Below are 20,400 nucleotides of genomic sequence, written 5' to 3' on the forward strand. Positions count from 1 at the left end.
GGTTCGGGGTTTTTCTGGAACTCCGAACCTGCCCTTTGCGTTTACCGTGGAAGAGCCGCGGCAACTCGCCGCGCCCGGCCGAGGAGGAGCGTGTGGACGTCGTGATCGCAGTGATGGCCCTGCTCTTCCTGCTCTTCGTGACCCTGGGGGTGTACGCCACGGTGAAGGTGATCGGCGCGGCCAAGCGCGGTGTGGACCGCACCATCTCCCAGGCGCGCCGGACGGTCGAGGACACCACCCTGCGCGCCAGGACCTTCGCCCAGCCGGGCCCGACCGGCGAGCTGGCCCAGCTCCGGCTGAAGCTGCGCACGTCGATGCGAGCCACCCAGGACGCACTGCACGCGGGCGTGCCGGAGGACGAGTCCCTCAAGGAGTCGCTGAGCCTGTTCGAGCGGCTCAGCGTGCACGGCCACGAACTCGACTACGAGCTCAAGCGTCTGGAGACCGAGCCCGACCGGAGCACCCTCGTCTCGCGGCTGCCCGGCCTGCGCGAGCGCACCGAGCGCATCACGCAGTCGGCGGACTCGCTGCGCTGGGCCGCACGCGACCGTGCCCGCCGGTTCGCGGACGACGACCTCGACTCGCTCAGCCAACAGATAGACGTGGAAGCGGGCGCCCTGCGGCACTGGACGACGACGGAGCCGGTGGCCACCCCGTCCTGGCCCGAAGCGCCGGCCTCCGAGGCCGCCGGCGGGCAGACCTGGCCGGAGACACCCGAGGCCCGTACGGCCGAGGAGCCGAGCCGCCCCGCCATCACCCCGCCGGGCCCGCGGCCCGTCTACCGTTGGCAGAAGAAGCCCCGCCCCGAGAGCACGACTTGATCCGGCCGCTCCGGCCGCAGGTGAGAGGGGCCGGGCTGCCGCTGACCCGCCCCGGCAGGTAACCTCCAGCTCATGTCCCGCCATGTCGCTATCGTCACCGATTCAACGGCCTACCTGCCGCCGCGGACGATGGAGCGGCACGGCATCACGGCGGTGCCGTTGACCGTGGTCCTCGGCGACCAGGCACTCGAAGAGGGCACCGAGATCTCGGCCCGCTCCCTCGCTCAGGCGCTGCAGAAGCGACGGTCCGTCACCACGTCCCGGCCCAGCCCCGAGGTCTTCGCCCAGACCTACCGCAAGGTCGCCGAGTCGGGCGCCGAGGGCATCGTCTCGCTTCATCTGTCCGCGGAGTTCTCGGGCACCTACGACGCCGCTGTCCTCGCCGCGCGCGAGGCGCCGGTGCCGGTCCGGGTGGTGGACACCGGGATGGTCGCGATGGCACTCGGCTTCTGCGCGCTGGCCGCGGCCGAGTCCGCGGAGGCGGGCGGCACGATCGACGATGCGGTCACGGCCGCGGAGAAACGGGCCGCGGGGACCTCCGCCTACTTCTACGTCGACACCCTCGACTATCTGCGCCGGGGCGGCCGGATCGGCGCCACGCAGGCACTGCTGGGGTCCGCCCTGGCCGTGAAGCCGCTGCTTCAGCTGGACGGCGGGCGTATCGAACTCCTGGAGAAGGTACGGACGGCGTCCAAGGCGATCGCCCGCCTGGAGGAGATCGTGGCCGATCGCGCCGGCAGCGCGCAGGTCGACATCGCTGTCCACCATCTCGCCGCTCCCGAGCGGGCGTCGGCCCTCGCGGACCGCCTGCGGGCGAGGGTCCCGGGCCTCGCGGACCTGCATGTGAGTGAGGTCGGCGCGGTGATCGGGGCGCATACGGGTCCGGGGTTGCTGGGAGTGGTTGTCTCTCCTCGGTGAGGCGGGTTGGTTGTCTTCGCACTGGCAAGGCTTGTTGCGCCCGTCTCGGTGAGGCTGGGGGAGCCTGTCGAGGGCGCTGCGTCGCATGTGACTCGTGTGGGTGACCGAGTTATCCACAACCAGGCGGTAATCCCCGGGAATTGAGCAAGATCATCGCGAGAGCGGTGGATTGCCCCATCCTCGCCGCATGGCACTTCGATCACCTTCACGCACAGCCGCCGCGACGAGCGGCCCGGGCCGCGGACCCGTCTCCGACGGGCGTACCCGCCATCGTCATGACCGCTTCCGCAGCCGCGCCGGACGCCGCCGCCAGGCTTCGGCTGAGGTCCTGCGCCGACGCGCGGAGGCGCTGTTCGCCGAACGCATCAAAGAACGGCGCGAGTTGGGGAACGGGCCGCCAGGGGTGGACCGGGAAGCGGAAGATCCGAGGGGCGCTCCGGATATGGGCTGGGGTGCGGTCGACGTGGGGCGACCCGTCAGGGGCGGGTCCGGTGGTGCCGATGCGAATGCGGATGCGGGTGAGGGCCCTGGTCCGGGTGCGGGCGGTGACCCGGGCGCGGGCGGTGGCGGTGGCCGTGGCGGTCGTGCTCGTACGGGGCTCGGGGGCGGTGGAAGCGCACCGGTGACGGAAGGGCCGCCCGTGGTGGCGGCGCGTGGCGTCGACCACGGACTCGGGCACGGGCTTGGGCGCGAGCTTGGGCGCAGAGGTCCTGTCAGGGCCACGGAACTTGGCGTCGCCGCTGCCCGGGTGGGCGCGCGCCACGAGCTCGGACCGTCGCTCGCGGACGCGGACACCCGTGTCGGTGTTCCCGTCGGCGATGCAGAGCGGCGCCATGACCTGCGTGTGGGCGCGACACCGGATGACGACGGTGCCGTGGGAAGGGCGCTGGGGACGTGGCGGGAGCGGGCGGGACTTGCGGTACGGGAGCGGATGCCGCTGTGGCTGCAGTCGCGGTGTGGGCTGGAGCGCCGAAGCGTGGCCGCGCTCACCGTCCTGCTCGTCGTGGCCGCGGTCTTCGCCGCGCAGCACTTCTGGTCCGGCCGTACCCAGCCGGTGCGGGCACCCGAAGTGGTGCGGGCGTCGACTCCGTACGGCGGACAGGGCGGGCGAGAGGCCGCGGGATCGGGCGGTTCGGGGGATACGCCGGTGTCGTCGAGTGCTACCGCGGCCGCCGTCGTCGTGGACGTCAGTGGCAAGGTCCGCAGCCCGGGGCTCCAGCGGCTGCCGGCCGGTTCGCGGGTGGCGGACGCCCTGCGGGCGGCGGGCGGAGTGCGTCCGGGCACCAGCACGGAGGGCCTCAACCGCGCCCGCCTCCTCGTGGACGGCGAACAGGTGGTCGTCGGCGGGCCCGCACCGGCGGCCGGCCCAGGCCCCGGCGCCGCGGGGAGTTCCGGCGCCGCCGGGTCCGCCGGCGGAGCCGCTCCCACCGCGCCGGTCTCGCTCAACGCGGCCACACCGGACCAGCTCGACGCGCTGCCCGGCGTCGGCCCCGTCCTGGCCCAGCACATCCTCGACTACCGCACTCAGCACGGCGGCTTCCGCTCGGTCGACGAGCTTCGTGAGGTCAACGGCATCGGCGACCGCCGCTTCGCCGATCTACGGAATCTCGTACGGCCATGAACGGGGCGGGGAGCAGGGGGACGCGCACCGCAGGAGCCGGAAATCCTGACCGCCGGTCCGTGCACGTGGCCTCCGGCCGGCGGCTGGGGGCAGCGAACCCACGCCAGGAAGGGCCGACGGATCTCCGGTTGGTCCCGCCCGCTCTGGCGGCCTGGGCGACGGCGGCGTTGACGGTGGACGCCTCCCCTGGGTGGGTCACGGGCGTGGTGGTGGTCTGCCTGGTCGTGGCGGGTGGACTGTTGGCGGTGCGCCGGAGGCCGGCGGGGGGACGGGGGCGTGCCGCATGGCCGCGGGTCTCCGTCGCCGCCGTGCTGCTCTGCGTGGCCGCGGCGGCCATGTCCGCCGGGGTGCACGGAGCGGACCTGCGCCGGGGCCCGGTCCCCGCTCTGGCACGCCAGTACGCGCACGTGACCGCCGAAGTGGAGGTCACCTCCGATCCACGGCTCACCCGTCCCCGCATCAGAGGAGATCACGCCAATCCGGCTGCCGTGCTGATGGACGCGGAGGTGCGGCGGCTGAGGAAGTCGGACGGGACGGTCGTGGCGACCCGTACGCCGGTGCTCGTGATCGTCGACGCGAGTGCGCTGAAGGAGCCGGGCGGGCCGGGGCATTCGCCGTGGCTGGAGCTGCTGCCCTCCACGCGCGTGCGGGTGTCCGCACAGCTCGTCCCCGCGCTGACCGGCGGGGACCGGGTCGCGGGCGTCCTGCGGGTGCGGAGCGGTGCGCCGCCCGAAGTGGTGGGCGAGGCGTCAGGGGTGCAGCGGTTCGCGGGGCGACTGCGTGGGGGATTGCGGGAGGCGACGGAGGGGCTGGCCCCGGACGCGCGGGCGCTGCTTCCAGGACTGGTGGTGGGGGACACCTCGCGAGTGACGCCCGAGCTGGACGCCGCTTTCAAGGAGACCGACCTCACGCATCTGCTCGCGGTCAGCGGAGGCAACCTCGCGATTCTGCTCGTCCTGTTCATCGGACCACCCGGACTGGCCCAGCGCGTCGAGCGGCGCGGTCTCGCGGCCCGGCTCGGCATCTCCTTGCGGGCAACCGCACTGATCGGCGGCGTACTGACGCTCGGTTTCGTGATCGTGTGCCGACCGGACCCGAGTGTGCTGCGGGCCGCGGCCTGCGGGGCGATCGTGCTGCTCGCCATCGCGACGGGCCGTCGCCGATCCCTGATTCCCGCGCTGGCCACCGCCGTGCTGGTGCTGGTGCTCTACGACCCCTGGCTGGCGCGGAGTTACGGCTTCCTGCTCTCCGTGCTGGCGACCGGGGCACTGCTCACCGTTGCCCCACGGTGGAGCGCCGCGCTCCGGCGGCGCGGGGTCCCGCCGCGGATGGCCGAGGCACTCGCGGCCGCGGCCGCCGCGCAGGCTCTGTGCGCACCGGTCGTCGCCGTGCTGTCGGCCCGGGTGAGCCTGGTCGCGGTGCCGTGCAATCTGCTCGCGGAGTTCGCTGTCGCGCCGGCCACGGTGCTGGGCTTCGCGGCCCTGGCGACGGCGCCGTTGGCGATGCCGGTCGCCAAGGTCCTTTCGTGGTGCGCGAGTTGGCCGGCCGGCTGGATCGCGGACATCGCCCGTACCGGCGCGGCGCTGCCCGGCGGGGGAGTGGACTGGCCGGGCAGCTGGACGGGTGCCTTGTTGCTGGCCCTGGTGACGGCGGTCGTCGTGCTCGTGGGCCGAAGGGTGGTGAGGTACCCGTGGTTGTGCGGTGCGTGTGTCGTGGTGTTCCTGCTGGTCGTGGTCCAGCCGCCGCCGCTGGCCAGGGTGATCACGGGCTGGCCGCCGCCCGGCTGGCGGTTCGCGATGTGTGACGTCGGACAGGGCGACGCGACGGTGCTCGCAGCGGGTGACGGTACGGGGGTGGTGGTGGACGCGGGGCCCGACCCGGTGCTGGTGGACCGGTGCCTGAGCGCGCTCGGCATCACCCGGATTCCGCTCGTCGTGCTGACGCACTTCCACGCCGATCATGTGGCGGGACTGCCGGGTGTACTGCGTGGGCGTTCGGTGGGCGCGATCGAGACGACGGGCTTGGAGGAACCGCCGGAGCAGGCGGAATTCGTGCGGGCCCAGGCCGCCGCGCGGAACATTCCGGTGACCCGGGCCCTGGCGGGGGAGCGGCGGCGCACGGGAACGCTCGACTGGCGGGTGCTGTGGCCGGCGCCGGGTCCGCTGCCGACGCCGGACGGTCCGAACGACGCCAGCGTCGCCCTGCTCGTACGGTCGGCCGGGCTGTCCCTGCTCCTGCTCGGAGACCTGGAACCGCCCGCCCAGCAGGCGCTGTTGAGATCACCTGCCGCGGCGGAGCTGGGTCCCGTGGACGTGCTCAAGGTCGCTCACCACGGATCGGCGTACCAGGATCCGGAACTCATACGCAGGGTGACTCCACGGCTCGCGCTGATTTCCTGCGGCGAGGACAACCCCTACGGTCACCCGGCACCGAGCACGGTCGCGGCGCTGAGGGCCGGGGGAGCCGTGGTGATGCGCACGGACGAGGACGGGGCGATCGCGGTCGCCGGTACGGGCAGAGGTCTTCGGGTGGCGGCGGACTGAGACGGAGGCGGGCGGGTGACGCGTGTGTGGGGGTGGGACGCGCGATGGGGGCGTGTGTGGGGGTGGGACTCGTGATGGGGGCGTGGTGTGGGGGTGGGACGCGCAATGCGGGCGTGTGTGGGGGTGGGACGCGCAATGCGGGCGGGTCTGGGGATGGGACGCGCGATGCGGGCGGGTCCGGGGGTGGGACGCGCGATGCGGGCGGGTCCGGGGGTGGGACTCGTGATGCGGGCGGGTGAGGACCTGAGCTGCCGGCGGGCGGGAGACTGGGGGGATGAACTCCGCACAGGTTGATGCCTATCTCCGTCGTATCGGGGTCGAGCACCCCGCGTGGCCCACTGCCGATGTACTGCGTGAGCTCCACCTCCACCATCTGCGGGCCGTGCCGTTCGAGAACCTGTCGATTCACCTCGGTGACGAGATCGTGCTGGAGGAGAAGCGGCTGCTGGACAAGGTGGTGGGGGCCCGCAGGGGCGGCTTCTGCTACGAACTGAACGGGGCATTCGGCACGTTGCTGGCAGCCCTCGGCTTCGATGTGACGCTGCTGGCGGGCCGGGTGTACGGGGAGGAGGGACGGCTCGGGATTCCGTACGACCATCTCGCCCTGCGGGTGCGGACGGTGGATGGGGGTGACTGGCTGGCCGACGTCGGCTTCGGGGCGCACAGTCACTGGCCGTTGGCCTTCGGGGAGCGGGGTGAGCAGGTGGATCCGGGGGGCACGTTCCGGGTGATCGAGGCGGGTGACCCGAGCGGGAGCGGCTTCTCGGAGTACGGGGACCTCGATGTGCTGCGGAACGGGAAGCCCGAGTACCGGCTGGAGGCGCGAGGGCGTCTGCTCGGGGACTTCGCCGCGGGCACCTGGTGGCACAGCACCTCTCCGGCGTCGCACTTCACGCAGTCGCTGGTGTGTTCGCGGGTCACCGAGGAGGGCGGGAGGATCACGCTGAGCGGCCGCAGCCTCACGGTGACTTCCCCCGACGGGACGAAGGAGGTGTCGGAGCTGGGCACGGACGAGGAGGTGCTGGGGGCGTATCGGGAGCGGTTCGGGATCGAGTTGGACCGGGTTCCGGTGGTGCGGGGAGCTTGAGGTGGCCGTGACAGAGGTTGTCCGGGAGCCGGCCTCGGGCCCTGAGCGGCTGGGGCGCTCGGGTTGAGGGTCTCGGCGGGCGGGGCCCACCCTGTCGTCGGCCGTGTCGGGCGTAGCGGAAAATGTCTCCGTGAGTGATGTGAGACATGTGCTGGTGCTGCCCGACCGTGATGCCGCCGAAGAGGCGGTGGAGGCGCTCGGGGAGCGGTTCGGGCTGGCCGAGGAGCCGCAGCTCGTACGGGATGCGCTGGCCGGCGAGGACGATGCCGAGGACGCGCAGTGGCTGGTCGTACTGCTGGACACCGAGAAGCGGCTCGACCCCAGGGAACTGGACGAGTTCGCGGGCGAGTGGGACGGCTGGCGCGAGGAGCCGTAGGCGGGTGCGGGGAGCTGTCGAGAGGGCGCCGGCGCCGTCTGGGACAGCGGTGCCCTGTCCCTGGGAGTGAGCCGACCGTGTGGGGGTACTGGCGCCCCGTTCCGGGAGCGCGCGGTTTGGGGTACCGGCGCCCCGTTCCGGGAGCACGCCGTCTGGGTACCGGCGCCTTGTGCAGGGAGCCGATCCCGGCTCGGGCGCCTGCGCCTCGTCCTGCGAGCCGATCCCGTCTCGGCCCAACACGTCCCGGGAGCGGCCCAGTCCGGGGCACCGGCGCCCGTCCCGATGACCGCCCCCGTCTCCGGCACAACAGATCCGCGCCCCCGGCCCGGCTGAGGCCTCGCGCAGGTATGCCCGGTACTCCCGTGCCCCGGGAGTCCGGCTGCTCCGGTGCCCCTTCCCCGGTGCGCCCCGGCCCCGCCCGCTCCCGCCGCTGGAAGCCGGGGTGTCAGTGGCGCGTGGGATGCTTGGCGCGATGGCCAGGAAGAGTGCACAAGACGACCCGCTTGCCCCCGTGACGATTGCCGTGGGTCAGGAGGATCTGCTGCTCGACCGTGCTGTGCGGGAGGTGGTGACCGCTGCCCGGGCGGCCGACGCCGACACGGATGTACGGGATCTGACCCCGGACAAGTTGCAGCCGGGCACGCTGGCCGAGCTGACGAGCCCGTCGCTCTTCGCCGAGCGCAAGGTAGTGGTCGTACGCGACGCGCATGATCTGTCGGCGGACACGATCAAGGATGTGAAGGCGTACTTCGGGGCGCCGGCCGAGGAGATCACCCTGGTGCTGTTGCACGCGGGTGGGGCCAAGGGCAAGGGGCTGCTCGATGCCGCGCGCAAGGTGGGGGCGCGGGAGGTGGCGTGCCCCAAGATGACGAAGCCGGCGGACCGGCTGGCGTTTGTGCGTGGTGAGTTCCGGACGCTGGGGAGGTCGGCCACGCCCGAGGCGTGCCAGGCGCTGGTGGACTCCATCGGGAGCGATCTGCGGGAGCTGGCGTCCGCGGTGTCCCAGCTGACGGCGGATGTCGAGGGGACGATCGACGAGGCCGTGGTCGGGCGGTACTACACCGGGCGGGCCGAGGCGTCGAGCTTCACCGTGGCCGACCGGGCGGTGGAGGGGCGGGCCGCGGAGGCGTTGGAGGCGTTGCGGTGGTCCCTGTCGACCGGGGTGGCTCCGGTGTTGATCACGAGTGCGCTGGCGCAGGGTGTGCGGGCCATCGGCAAGTTGTCCTCCGCGCGTGGGGGGCGGCCCGCCGATCTCGCGCGTGAGCTGGGGATGCCTCCCTGGAAGATCGACCGGGTCCGGCAGCAGATGCGGGGGTGGACTCCGGACGGGGTGGCGTTTGCCCTGCGGGCGGTTGCCGAGGCCGACGCCGGGGTGAAGGGCGGCGGCGACGACCCTGAGTACGCGCTGGAGAAGGCTGTCGTCGCGATTGCTCGGGCGGCTCGGTCCGGACGGGGCTAGGGGTTCTGCCAACGCACTTCACGCCAAAAACCCCGTCCCTCCTGGGGAAGGAGGGAGCGGGGCTCTGGATGAAGAGGGTGGGCCCGTGCCCGCGTGGCGAACGCAGGTCGTGCACGGATCCGGGGTGTCGGTCGGGAGCGGGTAGAGGGACCGCTTGGTCCCGTCCGACGGTCAAGTCAGGGCATGAGCCCGCAGGGGCTCAGCCGACTCAGCCCTTGAGGCCGGCGACCTTCGAAGCAAGCGCCGACTTCTTGTTGGCGGCCTGGTTCTTGTGGATGACGCCCTTCGAGACAGCCTTGTCGAGCGCGCGCGACGCGTCGCGCGTGTACTCGGTGGCCTTCTCGACGTCACCCGCGGCAGCGGCCTCGCGGGCCTTGCGGATCGCGGTCTTGAGGGAGGACTTCACGGCCTTGTTGCGCAGCCGAGCCTTCTCGTTGGTCTTGATCCGCTTGATCTGGGACTTGATGTTCGCCACGAATGAGCCTTTTCAGGTTCAGGCACGCGAGGGCAAGCCGCACGCGCCGGTGATTGATCTTCGAGTAACCCGCCGGTGAACCGGCGTAGTCGTTGCCCCTCCGGTCACCCGGTGAGGCCGATGCCCCGCTGGTCTCCCGGCGAAGCCGACGCTCCTCCGGTGACCCGGGGAAGCCGCGTGCCTCCTGCAGAGAGGGCATGAGACACAGCCACCCAGGCTACCAGCCGTCGTCCGACCGGCCCAATCCGGTCCCCGCCCCTTGCCGACCCCCTCGAACCAGCCTTCCGAGGGCCCGCGCCCGGCGTCCGTGAGCGGGCCACCGAAGCCCGCCCTTGCAGGCCCGCGCCCCGCGTCCGAAGCCCGCCCCCCGAAGCCCGCGCCCCGCGTCCGGCACCGGGCCGCCGAAGCCCGCCCCCGAAGCCCGCGCCCCGCGTCCGGCACCGGGCCCCCGAAACCCGCCCCCGAAGGCCCGCGCCCCGCGACCGGCACCGGGCCACCGAAGCCCGCCCCCGAAGGCCCCCAGCGCCCCCGCCGAAGCCCAAACCGGTCGCAGTCCCCCGCCCGTGGGACCATGGAGCCTACGTATCGATCCGACCCGAGGCGACAGGCGCCTCAAGAGACAGGACCCTGCGTGCCCGCGACCCCTAACCATGTGCCCGAGCCGAGCCGTACCGACCCGGCGCTGCTCCGCAATTTCTGCATCATCGCGCACATCGACCACGGCAAGTCCACGCTCGCCGACCGCATGCTCCAGCTGACCGGGGTGGTGGACCAGCGGCAGATGCGTGCTCAGTACCTCGACCGTATGGACATCGAGCGCGAGCGTGGCATCACGATCAAGTCCCAGGCGGTCCGGCTGCCCTGGGCGCCCAGCGAGGACCCGGGCAACACCCACATCCTCAACATGATCGACACCCCTGGGCACGTCGACTTCACGTATGAGGTGTCGCGGTCCCTCGCGGCCTGTGAGGGCACGGTCCTTCTCGTGGACGCCGCCCAGGGCATCGAGGCGCAGACCCTCGCCAATCTCTACCTGGCGATGGAGAACGACCTCAAGATCATCCCCGTACTGAACAAGATCGACCTGCCGGCCGCCCAGCCGGAGAAGTTCTCCGAGGAGCTGGCCAATCTCATCGGCTGCGACCCCGAGGACGTGCTGAAGGTCTCCGCCAAGACCGGTGTCGGGGTCGAGGCGCTGCTCGACCGGGTCGTCAGGGAGGTCCCGGCGCCGGTGGGTGTCGCCGACGCCCCGGCCCGCGCGATGATCTTCGACTCGGTCTACGACTCCTACCGCGGTGTCGTGACGTACGTCCGTGTCATCGACGGTCAGCTCAACAGGCGTGAGCGGATCCGGATGATGTCCACCAACGCGACCCATGAACTGCTGGAGATCGGCGTCTCGTCCCCCGAGATGACGCCGGCCGACGGACTGGGCGTCGGTGAGGTGGGCTACATCATCACCGGTGTGAAGGACGTCCGGCAGTCCAAGGTGGGTGACACGATCACCACGCTGAACAAGGGTGCGACCGAGGCGCTCGGCGGGTACAAGGACCCCAAGCCCATGGTCTTCTCGGGCCTGTATCCGCTGGACGGGTCCGACTACCCGGAGCTGCGCGACGCGCTGGACAAGCTCCAGCTCAACGACGCCGCGCTCGTCTACGAGCCGGAGACCTCGGCCGCGCTGGGCTTCGGCTTCCGCGTCGGCTTCCTGGGGCTGCTGCACCTGGACGTCATCCGTGAGCGGCTGGAGCGCGAGTTCGGACTCGACCTCATCGCCACCGCTCCGAACGTGGTGTACCGGGTCCTGATGGAGGACGGCGCCGAGCACACGGTCACCAATCCGAGCGAGTTCCCCGAGGGGAAGCTCAGTGAGGTGTACGAGCCCGTCGTCCGCGCGACGATCCTCGCGCCGTCGGAGTTCATCGGCTCGATCATGGAGCTGTGCCAGACCCGGCGCGGCACCCTGCTCGGCATGGACTACCTGTCCGAGGACCGGGTCGAGATCCGCTACACGCTGCCGCTCGCGGAGATCGTCTTCGACTTCTTCGACCAGCTGAAGTCCAAGACCAGGGGCTATGCCTCGCTGGACTACGAGCCCACCGGCGAGCAGGCCTCCAGCCTGGTGAAGGTCGACATCCTGCTGCACGGCGACAAGGTGGACGCGTTCTCGGCGATCACGCACAAGGACGCGGCGTACGCGTACGGCGTGCGGCTGGTCGCCAAGCTGCGCGAGCTCATCCCGCGGCAGGCCTTCGAGGTGCCCATCCAGGCGGCCATCGGCTCCCGGGTCATCGCCCGCGAGACCATCCGCGCCATCCGCAAGGACGTCCTCGCCAAGTGCTACGGCGGTGACATCTCGCGTAAGCGCAAGCTGCTGGAGAAGCAGAAGGAAGGCAAGAAGCGGATGAAGATGGTGGGCTCTGTGGAGGTTCCGCAAGAGGCCTTCATCGCCGTCCTGTCCAGTGACGACAGCGGTGGCTCGGCCAAGGGCAAGAAGTAGCGGCCCGGACCGAAAGATAGCTGCCCGATACACGGACAACGCCCGGAAATCACCTGGGCGACAGGGGCCCGTCCCGCTCGCGCGAGGCGGGTCCCTGCGCATGCGTACGGTTGCGCTCTGTAGGAAGTGACAGGCCGCCGCCTCTTACGTACCGGACGGTCGGGCCTTACTCTGATCTCTGCTCGACTAGTTACTCGCGAGTTAAACAAGGTCGCCTGAGTGACGAAAACACAGCCGCAACCAGCCAGCCGCACAGCAGTCGATCGAGCCAGTCGCACGCACTGCCGCGGGCCCCGGAGGATGTCGTGAGCGACACACAGACCCTGATCGAGAACCGTCCGCCGTCCGTGGCGGCCCTCTTCCTGGAGCGCGTGGCGGCCACGCCGGACGCCGAGGCCTACCGTTACCCCGTACCACCGGCCGCCGGTGAGGGCCCCGACCAGTGGAAGTCGCTGAGCTGGGCGGAGGCGGCCGAGCGGGTCTTCGCCATCGCGGCCGGCCTGATCGAGCTGGGTGTGCAGCCGGAGCAGCGCGTCGCCCTCGCCTCCTCCACCCGGGTCGAGTGGATCCTGGCCGACCTGGGCATCCTGTGCGCGGGCGCGGCCACGACGACCGTGTATCCGCAGACGAACGCCGAGGAGTCCGCGTTCATCCTTTCGGACTCGGAGAGCCGGATCCTGATCGCGGAGGACGCGGCCCAGCTCGCCAAGGCGCGCGAGAAGCGGGCCGAGCTGCCCGAGCTGAGCCACGTCGTGGTCATCGACGCCACAGGAGTCGAGTCCGCGGAGGGCGAGGGTGACTGGGTGCTCTCGCTCGCCGAGCTGGAGACCCGCGGCGCCGCGTACCTGGAGAAGAACCCCCACCTGATCAAGGAGAAGGTCGGCGCGATCACCGCCGACCAGCTCGCCACGCTCATCTACACCTCCGGTACCACCGGCCGCCCCAAGGGTGTCCGTCTCCCGCACGACAACTGGTCGTACATGGCGAAGGCCATCGCCGCGACCGGTCTGGTCAGTGGTGACGACGTCCAGTACCTGTGGCTGCCGCTCGCGCACGTCTTCGGCAAGGTGCTCACCTCCGGCCAGATCGAGGTCGGGCACGTCACCGCCGTCGACGGCAGGGTGGACAAGATCATCGAGAATCTGCCGGTGGTGCAGCCGACGTACATGGCCGCCGTGCCGCGCATCTTCGAGAAGGTCTACAACGGGGTCGCGGCCAAGGCACGGGCCGGCGGCGGCGCCAAGTACAAGATCTTCCAGTGGGCGGCCGAGGTCGCGCGCGAGTACGCGAAGGTCAGCCAGGACAACTTCCGCCGCACCGGCAACGCGTCCGTGCCCTTCGGGCTCGGCGCCAAGCACAAGGTCGCGGACGCACTCGTCTTCGCCAAGATCCGCGAGGCCTTCGGCGGCAACCTGCGCGCCTGCGTCTCCGGCAGCGCGGCGCTCGCCCCCGAGATCGGTTACTTCTTCGCGGGAGCCGGCATCCACATCCTGGAGGGGTACGGCCTGACGGAGACCTCCGCGGCCTCCTTCGTGAACCCCGGCGAGGCCTACCGCACCGGCACGGTCGGCAAGCCGCTGCCCGGCTGCGAGGTGCGCATCGCGGACGACGGCGAGATCCTGCTGCGCGGCCCCGGCGTCATGGAGGGCTACCACGGGCTGCCCGAGAAGACCGCCGAGGTCCTGGAGGCGGACGGCTGGTTCCACACCGGTGACATCGGTGAGCTCTCGCCCGACGGCTATCTGCGGATCACGGACCGCAAGAAGGACCTCATCAAAACGTCCGGCGGCAAGTACATCGCGCCCGCCGAGGTCGAGGGCCAGTTCAAGGCCGTGTGCCCGTACGTCTCCAACATCCTCGTGCACGGAGCCGACCGGAACTTCTGCACCGCCCTGATCGCCCTCGACGAGCCGTCCATCCTGGACTGGGCGAAGGACAACGGCCTGGAGGGCAGGTCGTACGCCGAGGTCGTCGCGGCCCCGGCCACGGTCGCCCTGGTCGAGGGCTACGTCAAGGAGCTCAACCAGGGCCTCCAGCGCTGGCAGACCATCAAGAAGTTCCGGCTGCTGCCGCGCGACCTCGACATCGAGCACGGCGAGATCACGCCCAGCCTGAAGCTGAAGCGCCCGGTGGTCGAGCGCGAGTACCGCCACCTGATCGACGAGATGTACGCGGGGACGCGCGAGGGCTGACCCGACGGCGCGGGCCGGCCGGGGCATCCCGGCCGGCGTACGGGGCGGTGTACGGCAGGGCTCGCGGCAGAGCTCTACAGGCCCCGCCCCCGGCGCATCTCCTTGAGCAGCTCCTCCATCTGCCGTACCTGGTGGCGCAGTTCGAGGACGTCCTGAGGGGTGGCTGCCGCCAGCTGGGTCTCGATCTTCCTGAGGCGCGCGGCGAGGTCGTCGAACCGCTCCTGCTCGCGGGCGAGCACCTGCTCCAACTGCCGGTTCTTGCGGTGCAGATCGAGGAAGACGGCCACCTTGGCGCGCAGCACCCAGGGGTCGAAGGGTTTCGTCAGATAGTCGGCGGCCCCGGTCGCGTACCCGCGGAACGCGTAGCCGGCGTCGGCGTCCGTGCCGGTCAGGAAGATGATCGGGACGTCCTTGGTCTGGTCGAGCCGCTTGATGTTCGCGGCGGTCTCGAAGCCGTCCATGCCCGGCATCCGGATGTCGAGCAGCACGACGGCAAACCGCTGCCGTAACAGCGCCTTCATCGCCTCCTCGCCCGAACGCGCGCGCACCAGTGGCTCGTTGAGGGACCCCAGGACGGCCTCCAGGGCGACCAGGTTGTCCTCCATGTCGTCGACAAGGAGGATGCCGGCGCGCTCGTCGGTCGTTGCCTCAGCGCTCATGGTGACGATTGCCTCTCCAACTCCCGGCGGACACGCTGCACTTCCGAGTTGAAGTGCAGATTGCGGTCCATGATCTGGTTGAAGACCGTGCCCAGCTCGGCGGCCAACCCGTCCGATGTCTCGGGCACCTTGGTGAAGTTGCCGTCCCGCGCGGCGGTCATCGCGGCGAGCAGCGGACGCAGATCCGATGCTCGAATCCGTCCGTCTTCGAGCACACGCGTAGCACTGTTCTCACTCATGGCGGCCCACTTCGGTAACTCGGCGCTTATGGGCGCGGCCAGTCTGTCAGCCTGTCCGCATTGACCGAGGCCTATTCGTCCGAACTGCTCAGGGAGTGGCAAGTGGGGGCCATACCGACGCAACGGGAGACCGCGTCGCGTGCTCGCGGCGCGCCCACGCGCCAGGGTGCGGGGCGGCGACCGGTGGCCCGCACGAGGCTGCCCGGCAGCCCTCTGGCACCCGGCGCCGCCCGCCGTTTCGTGCGGGCAGCGCTCGCGGAGTGGACCGACCGCGCGCTGCCCGGCGCCGCGTCCCTCACCGACCGGCTCGCCGACGACGCCGCGGTGGTCGTCAGCGAGTTGGTCACCAATGCCGTGGTGCACGCCGGCACGGACATCGAGCTGCTGTGCCGTATGGATCACGCCGGCACGGACCATTCCGGCACGGATGATCACGCCGGTGCGGATCACGCCGGCACGGACCACCCCGGCACGGACCCCGCGGTCGCCGCCGGGGATGACCCCGTGAGCCGTAATGGGGATGACCCCGTGAGCCGCAACGGGGACGGCTCCACGAGCCGCACCGCGGACGGTGGGGAGGCGACGCGCCTCGGGGCGGCCCTCGCCGGGGCGGACGTGTCGAACGGCACCGGAGCGACCGCCTCCACCGGTCCCATTGCGCCGGTCTCCACCGGACCCGTGGCGGACCCGCCCGCCGACGCCGACGCGTACCCGCCCGCCGACGCCGAATCGGACCCGCCCGCCGGCCTCGTCGTCGAGGTCTCCGACCACCACCCCTCCCGTGGCGTGCGCGAGGGCGGCTCCGAACTCCCTTACGGAACCCCGGAGTACGGGCGCGGACTGCGGCTCGTCTCCGCGCTGTCCACCGAGTGGGGAGTCACGTACCGCACCGGCGTCAAGACCGTCTGGGCGCGGCTGCCCGTCGACGGGGCAGTGGCCGCCGAGCAGACGACCGAGACGTACGCCGGTGAGCCCGCCCTCGAGCACGGCGCCACGGTCGCCGAACTGTTCGCCCCCGAACCGCGGCGGAGCCTCCCGCAGGACCACGACTGGGTGGGCCGCGGTGCCCTCTCCTTCCTCGCCGAGGCCTCCGACCTGCTCGCCGGACAGCTCGACGAGGACCTGGTCGCCGCGCTCGCCGGCCAGCTCCTCGTCCCCCGGATCGCCGACTGGTGCGCGGTCTGGCTGGAGGACGAGGCCAGCGGCTGGCGCGGGTCCGAGCGGGCGGGCAGCGCCGCGGGCCCACGCCTCGCCCGCGTCTGGCACGGCAGCGAGAACCGCATCGAGGAGCTGCGCCGAGCCCTGGAGAAGGACCCGCCGCGGCTGCCCGACTCGGTGCGCTCCCGGGCCGTGCCCGTGCCCTGGCCCGGGGAGGCGCTGGGCGCGCACGGGGCGAGCGGGGCGGCACTCGCGTACCGGCTGATCGCCGGCGGGCGGCCGCTGGGCACCCTGGTCATCGGACGGGCCGGGCTGCCGGCCTTCTCGGACGAGGTCAGCGGGCTCGTCGAGGACCTCAGCCGGCGCGTGGCCCTCGCCATCGGCGCGGCCCGTCAGTACGCGCGCCAGGCCACCATCAGTCAGGTCCTCCAGCGCGGTCTGCTGCCCGGAGCCGTCGCCGAGATCCCCAAGGTGCGCAGCGCGCTCGTGTACGAGCCGTGCGACAAGGGCGGACCGAGCGGCGACTTCTACGACCTGTTCCCGGCCGGCGACGGGCGCTGGTGCTTCGCGGTCGGCGACGTCCAGGGCAAGGGGCCCGAGGCCGCCGTCGTCATCGGGCTCGCCCGCCCCTGGGTGCGGCTGCTGGCCCGCGAGGGTTACCAGGTCGCGGACGTCCTCGACCGCCTCAACCAGCTGCTCCTCGACGACGCGACCGAGGCGGCGGACGCGGCGGCCCGCGCGCTGGTCGCGGCCGGCGGGCCGGGCCTCGCCGACCCCGATGGCCCGCAGACCCGCTTCCTGTCCATGCTCTACGGCGAACTGGTGCCCTTCGACGGAGGAGTGCGCTGCACGCTGGCCTCCGCCGGGCACCCGCTGCCGCTGCTCCTGGGCCCTGACGGCGGCGTGCGGGAGGTGGCCCGCCCGCAGACCCTCCTCGGGGTCGTGGAGGATGCGACGTACACCTCCGAGGCCTTCGAGCTGCACCCCGGTGACAGCCTCCTGTGCGTCACCGACGGGGTCACCGAGCGGCGCGACGGCCCCCGCCAGTTCGACGACGGCGACGGTCTCGCGACGGCCCTCGCCGGCTGCGCCGGAATGGGCGCGGAGCTGATCGCGGAACGCATCCGGCGGCTGGTGCACGAGTTCGGCGGCCGGCCGCCGGAGGACGATCTGGCGCTGCTGGTGCTCCAGGCGGAATGAGCGGCAGCGGGCCGAGCCGAAGCGGGGGCCAGGAGGGGAGAGGGCGCGGGGAAAGCGGGGTCCCGTGGGCCGGGACGGGGATGCGCGCCGGTGCTGGACAGGGTGCGCGCCGGTGCTGGGCAGGGGATGGGCGCCGGTGCTGGACAATGGAAGGCATGCCTTCCGCACTCCCCGACGGTGAGCCCGTCCCCGACGACGGCGCGTTGCCCGCGCAGGCCCTGGCCGGAGCCGCCGAGCGCCCCCTCGGGTTCTACCTCCACGTGCCGTACTGCGCGACCCGCTGCGGCTACTGCGACTTCAACACCTACACGGCCACCGAGCTGCGGGGCACCGGAGGCGTGCTCGCCTCCCGCGACAACTACGCGTCGACCCTGACCGACGAGGTCCGCCTGGCCCGCAAGGTGCTCGGCGACGACCCGCGCCCCGTCCGCACGGTCTTCGTCGGCGGCGGTACGCCCACGCTGCTGGCCGCCGACGACCTCGTACGGATGCTGGCGGCGGTCCGTGAGGAGTTCGGGCTCGCGGACGACGCGGAGATCACCACGGAGGCGAATCCGGAGTCGGTCGACCCGGCGTATCTGGCGACCCTCCGGGCCGGGGGCTTCAACCGGATCTCCTTCGGCATGCAGAGCGCCCGGCAGCACGTGCTCAAGGTCCTCGACCGCACGCACACCCCGGGCCGCCCCGAGGCCTGTGTCGCCGAGGCCCGCGCGGCCGGCTTCGACCACGTGAACCTGGACCTGATCTACGGCACGCCGGGTGAGTCCGACGACGACTGGCGCGCCTCGCTGGAGGCCGCGCTCGGCGCCGGTCCCGACCATGTCTCGGCCTACGCCCTCATCGTGGAGGAAGGCACCCAGCTCGCCCGGCGCATCCGCCGCGGTGAGGTCCCGATGACGGACGACGACGTCCACGCGGACCGCTATCTGATCGCCGACGAGGTGCTCTCCGCGGCCGGTTTCGACTGGTACGAGGTGTCCAACTGGGCCACGTCCGACGCCGGGCGATGCCTCCACAACGAGCTGTACTGGCGCGGTGCCGACTGGTGGGGGGCCGGGCCCGGAGCCCACAGCCATGTGGGCGGGGTGCGGTGGTGGAACGTGAAGCATCCCGGGGCGTATGCCGGGGCGCTGGCTGCCGGGAAGTCTCCCGGGGCGGGGCGCGAGGTCCTCTCCGAGGAGGACCGGCGGGTGGAGCGGATCCTTCTGGAGCTGCGGCTTCGGGAAGGCTGTCCGTTGGCGCTGCTGCGCCCGGACGGGCTCGCGGCGTCCCGGCGGGCGCTGTCCGACGGGCTCCTCGAGCCCGGCCCCTACGAGGCCGGGCTCGCCGTCCTCACCCTGCGTGGGCGGTTGCTCGCGGACGCGGTGGTCCGCGACCTGGTGGACTGAGGGGTTTCCCCGCCCCCGCCGCCCCTACCCGTCCCGTACGTGGGGCTCCGCCCCAGACCCCCGTATCGCGCTGACGCGCTCGTCCGCAAACGCCGGACGGGCTGAATTCAGCCCCTCCTACTCCGGGGCCGTCACGAAGTCGATGAGTTCCTCGACGCGGCCCAGGAGCTCCGGCTCCAGGTCCTTGTAGGAGCGGACGCGGGACAGGATGTGCTGCCAGGCCGCGCCGGTGTTCTCCGGCCAGCCGAGAGCGCGGCACACGCCGGTCTTCCAGTCCTGGCCGCGGGGGACGCGCGGCCACCCCGGAATGCCGACGGACGACGGCTTCACGGCCTCCCAGATGTCGATGTACGGGTGACCGACGACGAGCGCGTGCTCGCTGGTGACGGCAGCCGCGATGCGGGACTCCTTCGAGCCGGGGACGAGATGGTCGACGAGGACGCCGAGCCGCGCGTCGGGACCGGGCGAGAAGCCGTCGACGATCGAGGGAAGGTCGTCGACGCCCTCCAGGTACTCGACGACGACACCCTCGATGCGCAGGTCGTCGCCCCAGACCCGCTCGACGAGCTCGGCGTCGTGCCGGCCCTCCACGTAGATGCGCCCGGCCCGGGCCACCCGGGCGCGCGCGCCGGGCACGGCGACCGAACCGGATGCCGTACGGGTGGGACGTACCGAAATGGCGGACGGGCGGACGAGGGTGACCACCCTGCCCTCCAGGAGGAAGCCGCGCGGCTCCAGCGGGAACACCCGGTGCTTGCCGAAGCGGTCCTCCAGCGTCACCGTGCCCGCCTCGCAGCGGATCACCGCGCCGCAGAAGCCGGTGCCGGGCTCCTCGACCACGAGCCCGGGCTCCGCCGGGACCTCGGGCGCGGGCTTGGGCTTCTTCCACGGGGGCGTGAGGTCCGGAGAGTACTGGCGCATTCGGATGACGATAGGAGAAGGCGGACCGCGGCGCCGTACGGCCTTCTACGACACGCCGAAGCGCGTCGCCAGCGCGTCCCGCTGGGCCCGGACAAACGCCGCATTCACCGCGCCCCCGTGCCCGGGCACGTACACCGCGTCCTCGCCGCCCAGACCGAGCAGCCGGTCCAGGGCGGCCGGCCAGCGGGCGGGAACGGCGTCCGGTCCGGCCTGGGGCTCGCCGGACTCCTCCACCAGGTCGCCGCAGAAGACGATTTCCGGACAGTCGGCGCCCGGCACCAGCACCACCAGGTCGTGACGGGTGTGGCCGGGACCCACGTTCGCCAGCAGGACTTGTACGCCGCCGCCGAGATCCAGGGTCCACTCGCCGGACACGGAGTGGTCCGGGCGGGCGAGCAGCCGCGCGGCCTCGGCCGCCTCGTCCGGGTCGAGACCGCCTCGCACGGCGTCCGCCCGGAGCTCCTCGCGGCCCGACGCCGAGGTGAGGGCGGTGTCCACGCCCACCGCGCCGAACACCTCCACCTCGGCGAAGGCGCTCGTGCCGAAGACGTGGTCGAAATGGGGATGCGTGAGCGCGAGATGGGTCACACGGCACCGGGTGCCGAGGAGCCGTTGCGCCGCGGCACGCAACCGTGCGCCTTCGGCCCGGCTCGACCCCGCGTCGATCATGAGGGCCGCGCCCTCGCCCACCACGAGCCCGGCGGTGCAGTCCCAGACCGGCAGGCGCCGCCGCCCCACGCGGGGTGCGAGTTCCTCCCACCCCAGCTCTTCCCAAGTCAGCTTCATACCGTGACGCTAACGGCGGGGCAGTGCGACGGCACGACATCACAGGACACGTCCGTA

At 72.0% G+C, this 20,400-nt stretch carries 16 protein-coding genes and 1 pseudogene; 11 read left to right on the plus strand and 6 right to left on the minus strand.

Features of this window, described 5'->3' with window-relative positions:
- Positions 1 to 92: 92 nt before the first annotated feature.
- A complete protein-coding gene (locus ACFVYF_RS15755) occupies positions 93 to 821 on the plus strand; it encodes a hypothetical protein (protein WP_389455757.1) in 729 nt (242 codons plus the stop codon).
- A 72-nt stretch (positions 822 to 893) separates the two neighbouring features.
- On the plus strand, positions 894 to 1,739 hold the full coding sequence (locus ACFVYF_RS15760; RefSeq protein WP_389455758.1) for a DegV family protein: 846 nt from the start codon (positions 894 to 896) through the stop codon (positions 1,737 to 1,739).
- Between the two features lie 205 nt (positions 1,740 to 1,944).
- Here ACFVYF_RS15760 and ACFVYF_RS15765 read toward each other — a convergent pair whose 3' ends face one another.
- Entirely contained in the window at positions 1,945 to 2,574 is a 630-nt protein-coding gene (locus tag ACFVYF_RS15765) for a hypothetical protein (RefSeq protein ID WP_389455820.1), read from the minus strand.
- On the opposite strand from ACFVYF_RS15765, the gene ACFVYF_RS15770 reads away from it, so the two are divergent.
- From ACFVYF_RS15770 to holA, 5 genes are all read left to right on the plus strand, one after another.
- Positions 2,488 to 3,360: a helix-hairpin-helix domain-containing protein gene (locus tag ACFVYF_RS15770; protein WP_389455759.1), complete on the plus strand. Its 873-nt coding sequence runs from the start codon at positions 2,488 to 2,490 to the stop codon at positions 3,358 to 3,360. The two genes, ACFVYF_RS15765 and ACFVYF_RS15770, sit on opposite strands and share 87 nt — an antisense overlap.
- A complete protein-coding gene (locus ACFVYF_RS15775; protein WP_389455760.1) occupies positions 3,357 to 5,903 on the plus strand; it encodes a ComEC/Rec2 family competence protein in 2,547 nt (848 codons plus the stop codon). Before ACFVYF_RS15770 ends, ACFVYF_RS15775 begins: the two co-directional genes overlap by 4 nt.
- 274 nt (positions 5,904 to 6,177) lie before the next feature.
- Positions 6,178 to 6,990 (plus strand): arylamine N-acetyltransferase, encoded by an 813-nt coding sequence (locus tag ACFVYF_RS15780; protein WP_389455761.1) that lies wholly within the window; start codon positions 6,178 to 6,180, stop codon positions 6,988 to 6,990.
- A gap of 130 nt (positions 6,991 to 7,120) precedes the next feature.
- Positions 7,121 to 7,366 (plus strand): hypothetical protein, encoded by a 246-nt coding sequence (locus tag ACFVYF_RS15785; protein WP_389455762.1) that lies wholly within the window; start codon positions 7,121 to 7,123, stop codon positions 7,364 to 7,366.
- 472 nt (positions 7,367 to 7,838) lie between these two features.
- The gene (holA, locus tag ACFVYF_RS15790; protein WP_389455763.1) at positions 7,839 to 8,825 is read left to right on the plus strand and encodes a DNA polymerase III subunit delta; all 987 of its coding nucleotides are present in this window, start codon (positions 7,839 to 7,841) and stop codon (positions 8,823 to 8,825) included.
- 208 nt (positions 8,826 to 9,033) lie between these two features.
- Here holA and rpsT read toward each other — a convergent pair whose 3' ends face one another.
- Complete coding sequence (rpsT, locus tag ACFVYF_RS15795; protein ID WP_389455764.1) at positions 9,034 to 9,300, minus strand: 30S ribosomal protein S20; 267 nt, start codon at positions 9,298 to 9,300, stop codon at positions 9,034 to 9,036.
- A gap of 631 nt (positions 9,301 to 9,931) precedes the next feature.
- On the opposite strand from rpsT, the gene lepA reads away from it, so the two are divergent.
- Both lepA and ACFVYF_RS15805 read left to right on the plus strand, forming a co-directional pair.
- Complete coding sequence (lepA, locus tag ACFVYF_RS15800) at positions 9,932 to 11,800, plus strand: translation elongation factor 4 (protein ID WP_389455765.1); 1,869 nt, start codon at positions 9,932 to 9,934, stop codon at positions 11,798 to 11,800.
- A 305-nt stretch (positions 11,801 to 12,105) separates the two neighbouring features.
- Entirely contained in the window at positions 12,106 to 13,992 is a 1,887-nt protein-coding gene (locus tag ACFVYF_RS15805) for an AMP-dependent synthetase/ligase (protein WP_389455766.1), read from the plus strand.
- Positions 13,993 to 14,066: 74 nt separating this feature from the next.
- Here the strand turns inward: ACFVYF_RS15805 and ACFVYF_RS15810 are convergent, their stop codons facing one another.
- Complete coding sequence (locus tag ACFVYF_RS15810) at positions 14,067 to 14,651, minus strand: two-component system response regulator (protein ID WP_389455767.1); 585 nt, start codon at positions 14,649 to 14,651, stop codon at positions 14,067 to 14,069.
- 11 nt (positions 14,652 to 14,662) lie between these two features.
- A pseudogene (locus tag ACFVYF_RS15815) lies at positions 14,663 to 14,890 on the minus strand (hypothetical protein); the annotation flags it as partial.
- Between the two features lie 102 nt (positions 14,891 to 14,992).
- On the opposite strand from ACFVYF_RS15815, the gene ACFVYF_RS15820 reads away from it, so the two are divergent.
- Positions 14,993 to 17,248 carry a SpoIIE family protein phosphatase gene (locus ACFVYF_RS15820; protein WP_389455768.1) on the plus strand — a complete coding sequence of 752 codons (2,256 nt, stop codon included), beginning with the start codon at positions 14,993 to 14,995 and terminating at the stop codon, positions 17,246 to 17,248.
- Between the two features lie 155 nt (positions 17,249 to 17,403).
- On the plus strand, positions 17,404 to 18,636 hold the full coding sequence (hemW, locus tag ACFVYF_RS15825; protein WP_389455769.1) for a radical SAM family heme chaperone HemW: 1,233 nt from the start codon (positions 17,404 to 17,406) through the stop codon (positions 18,634 to 18,636).
- Between the two features lie 117 nt (positions 18,637 to 18,753).
- On the opposite strand, the gene ACFVYF_RS15830 is transcribed toward hemW, so the two are convergent.
- Both ACFVYF_RS15830 and ACFVYF_RS15835 read right to left on the minus strand, forming a co-directional pair.
- Positions 18,754 to 19,557 carry a DUF3097 domain-containing protein gene (locus ACFVYF_RS15830; protein WP_389455770.1) on the minus strand — a complete coding sequence of 268 codons (804 nt, stop codon included), beginning with the start codon at positions 19,555 to 19,557 and terminating at the stop codon, positions 18,754 to 18,756.
- 45 nt (positions 19,558 to 19,602) lie between these two features.
- Entirely contained in the window at positions 19,603 to 20,343 is a 741-nt protein-coding gene (locus ACFVYF_RS15835; RefSeq protein ID WP_389455771.1) for an MBL fold metallo-hydrolase, read from the minus strand.
- Positions 20,344 to 20,400: the final 57 nt, after the last annotated feature.

The organism is Streptomyces sp. NPDC058274 (assembly GCF_042881375.1).
Taxonomy (GTDB): Bacteria; Actinomycetota; Actinomycetes; order Streptomycetales; family Streptomycetaceae; genus Streptomyces.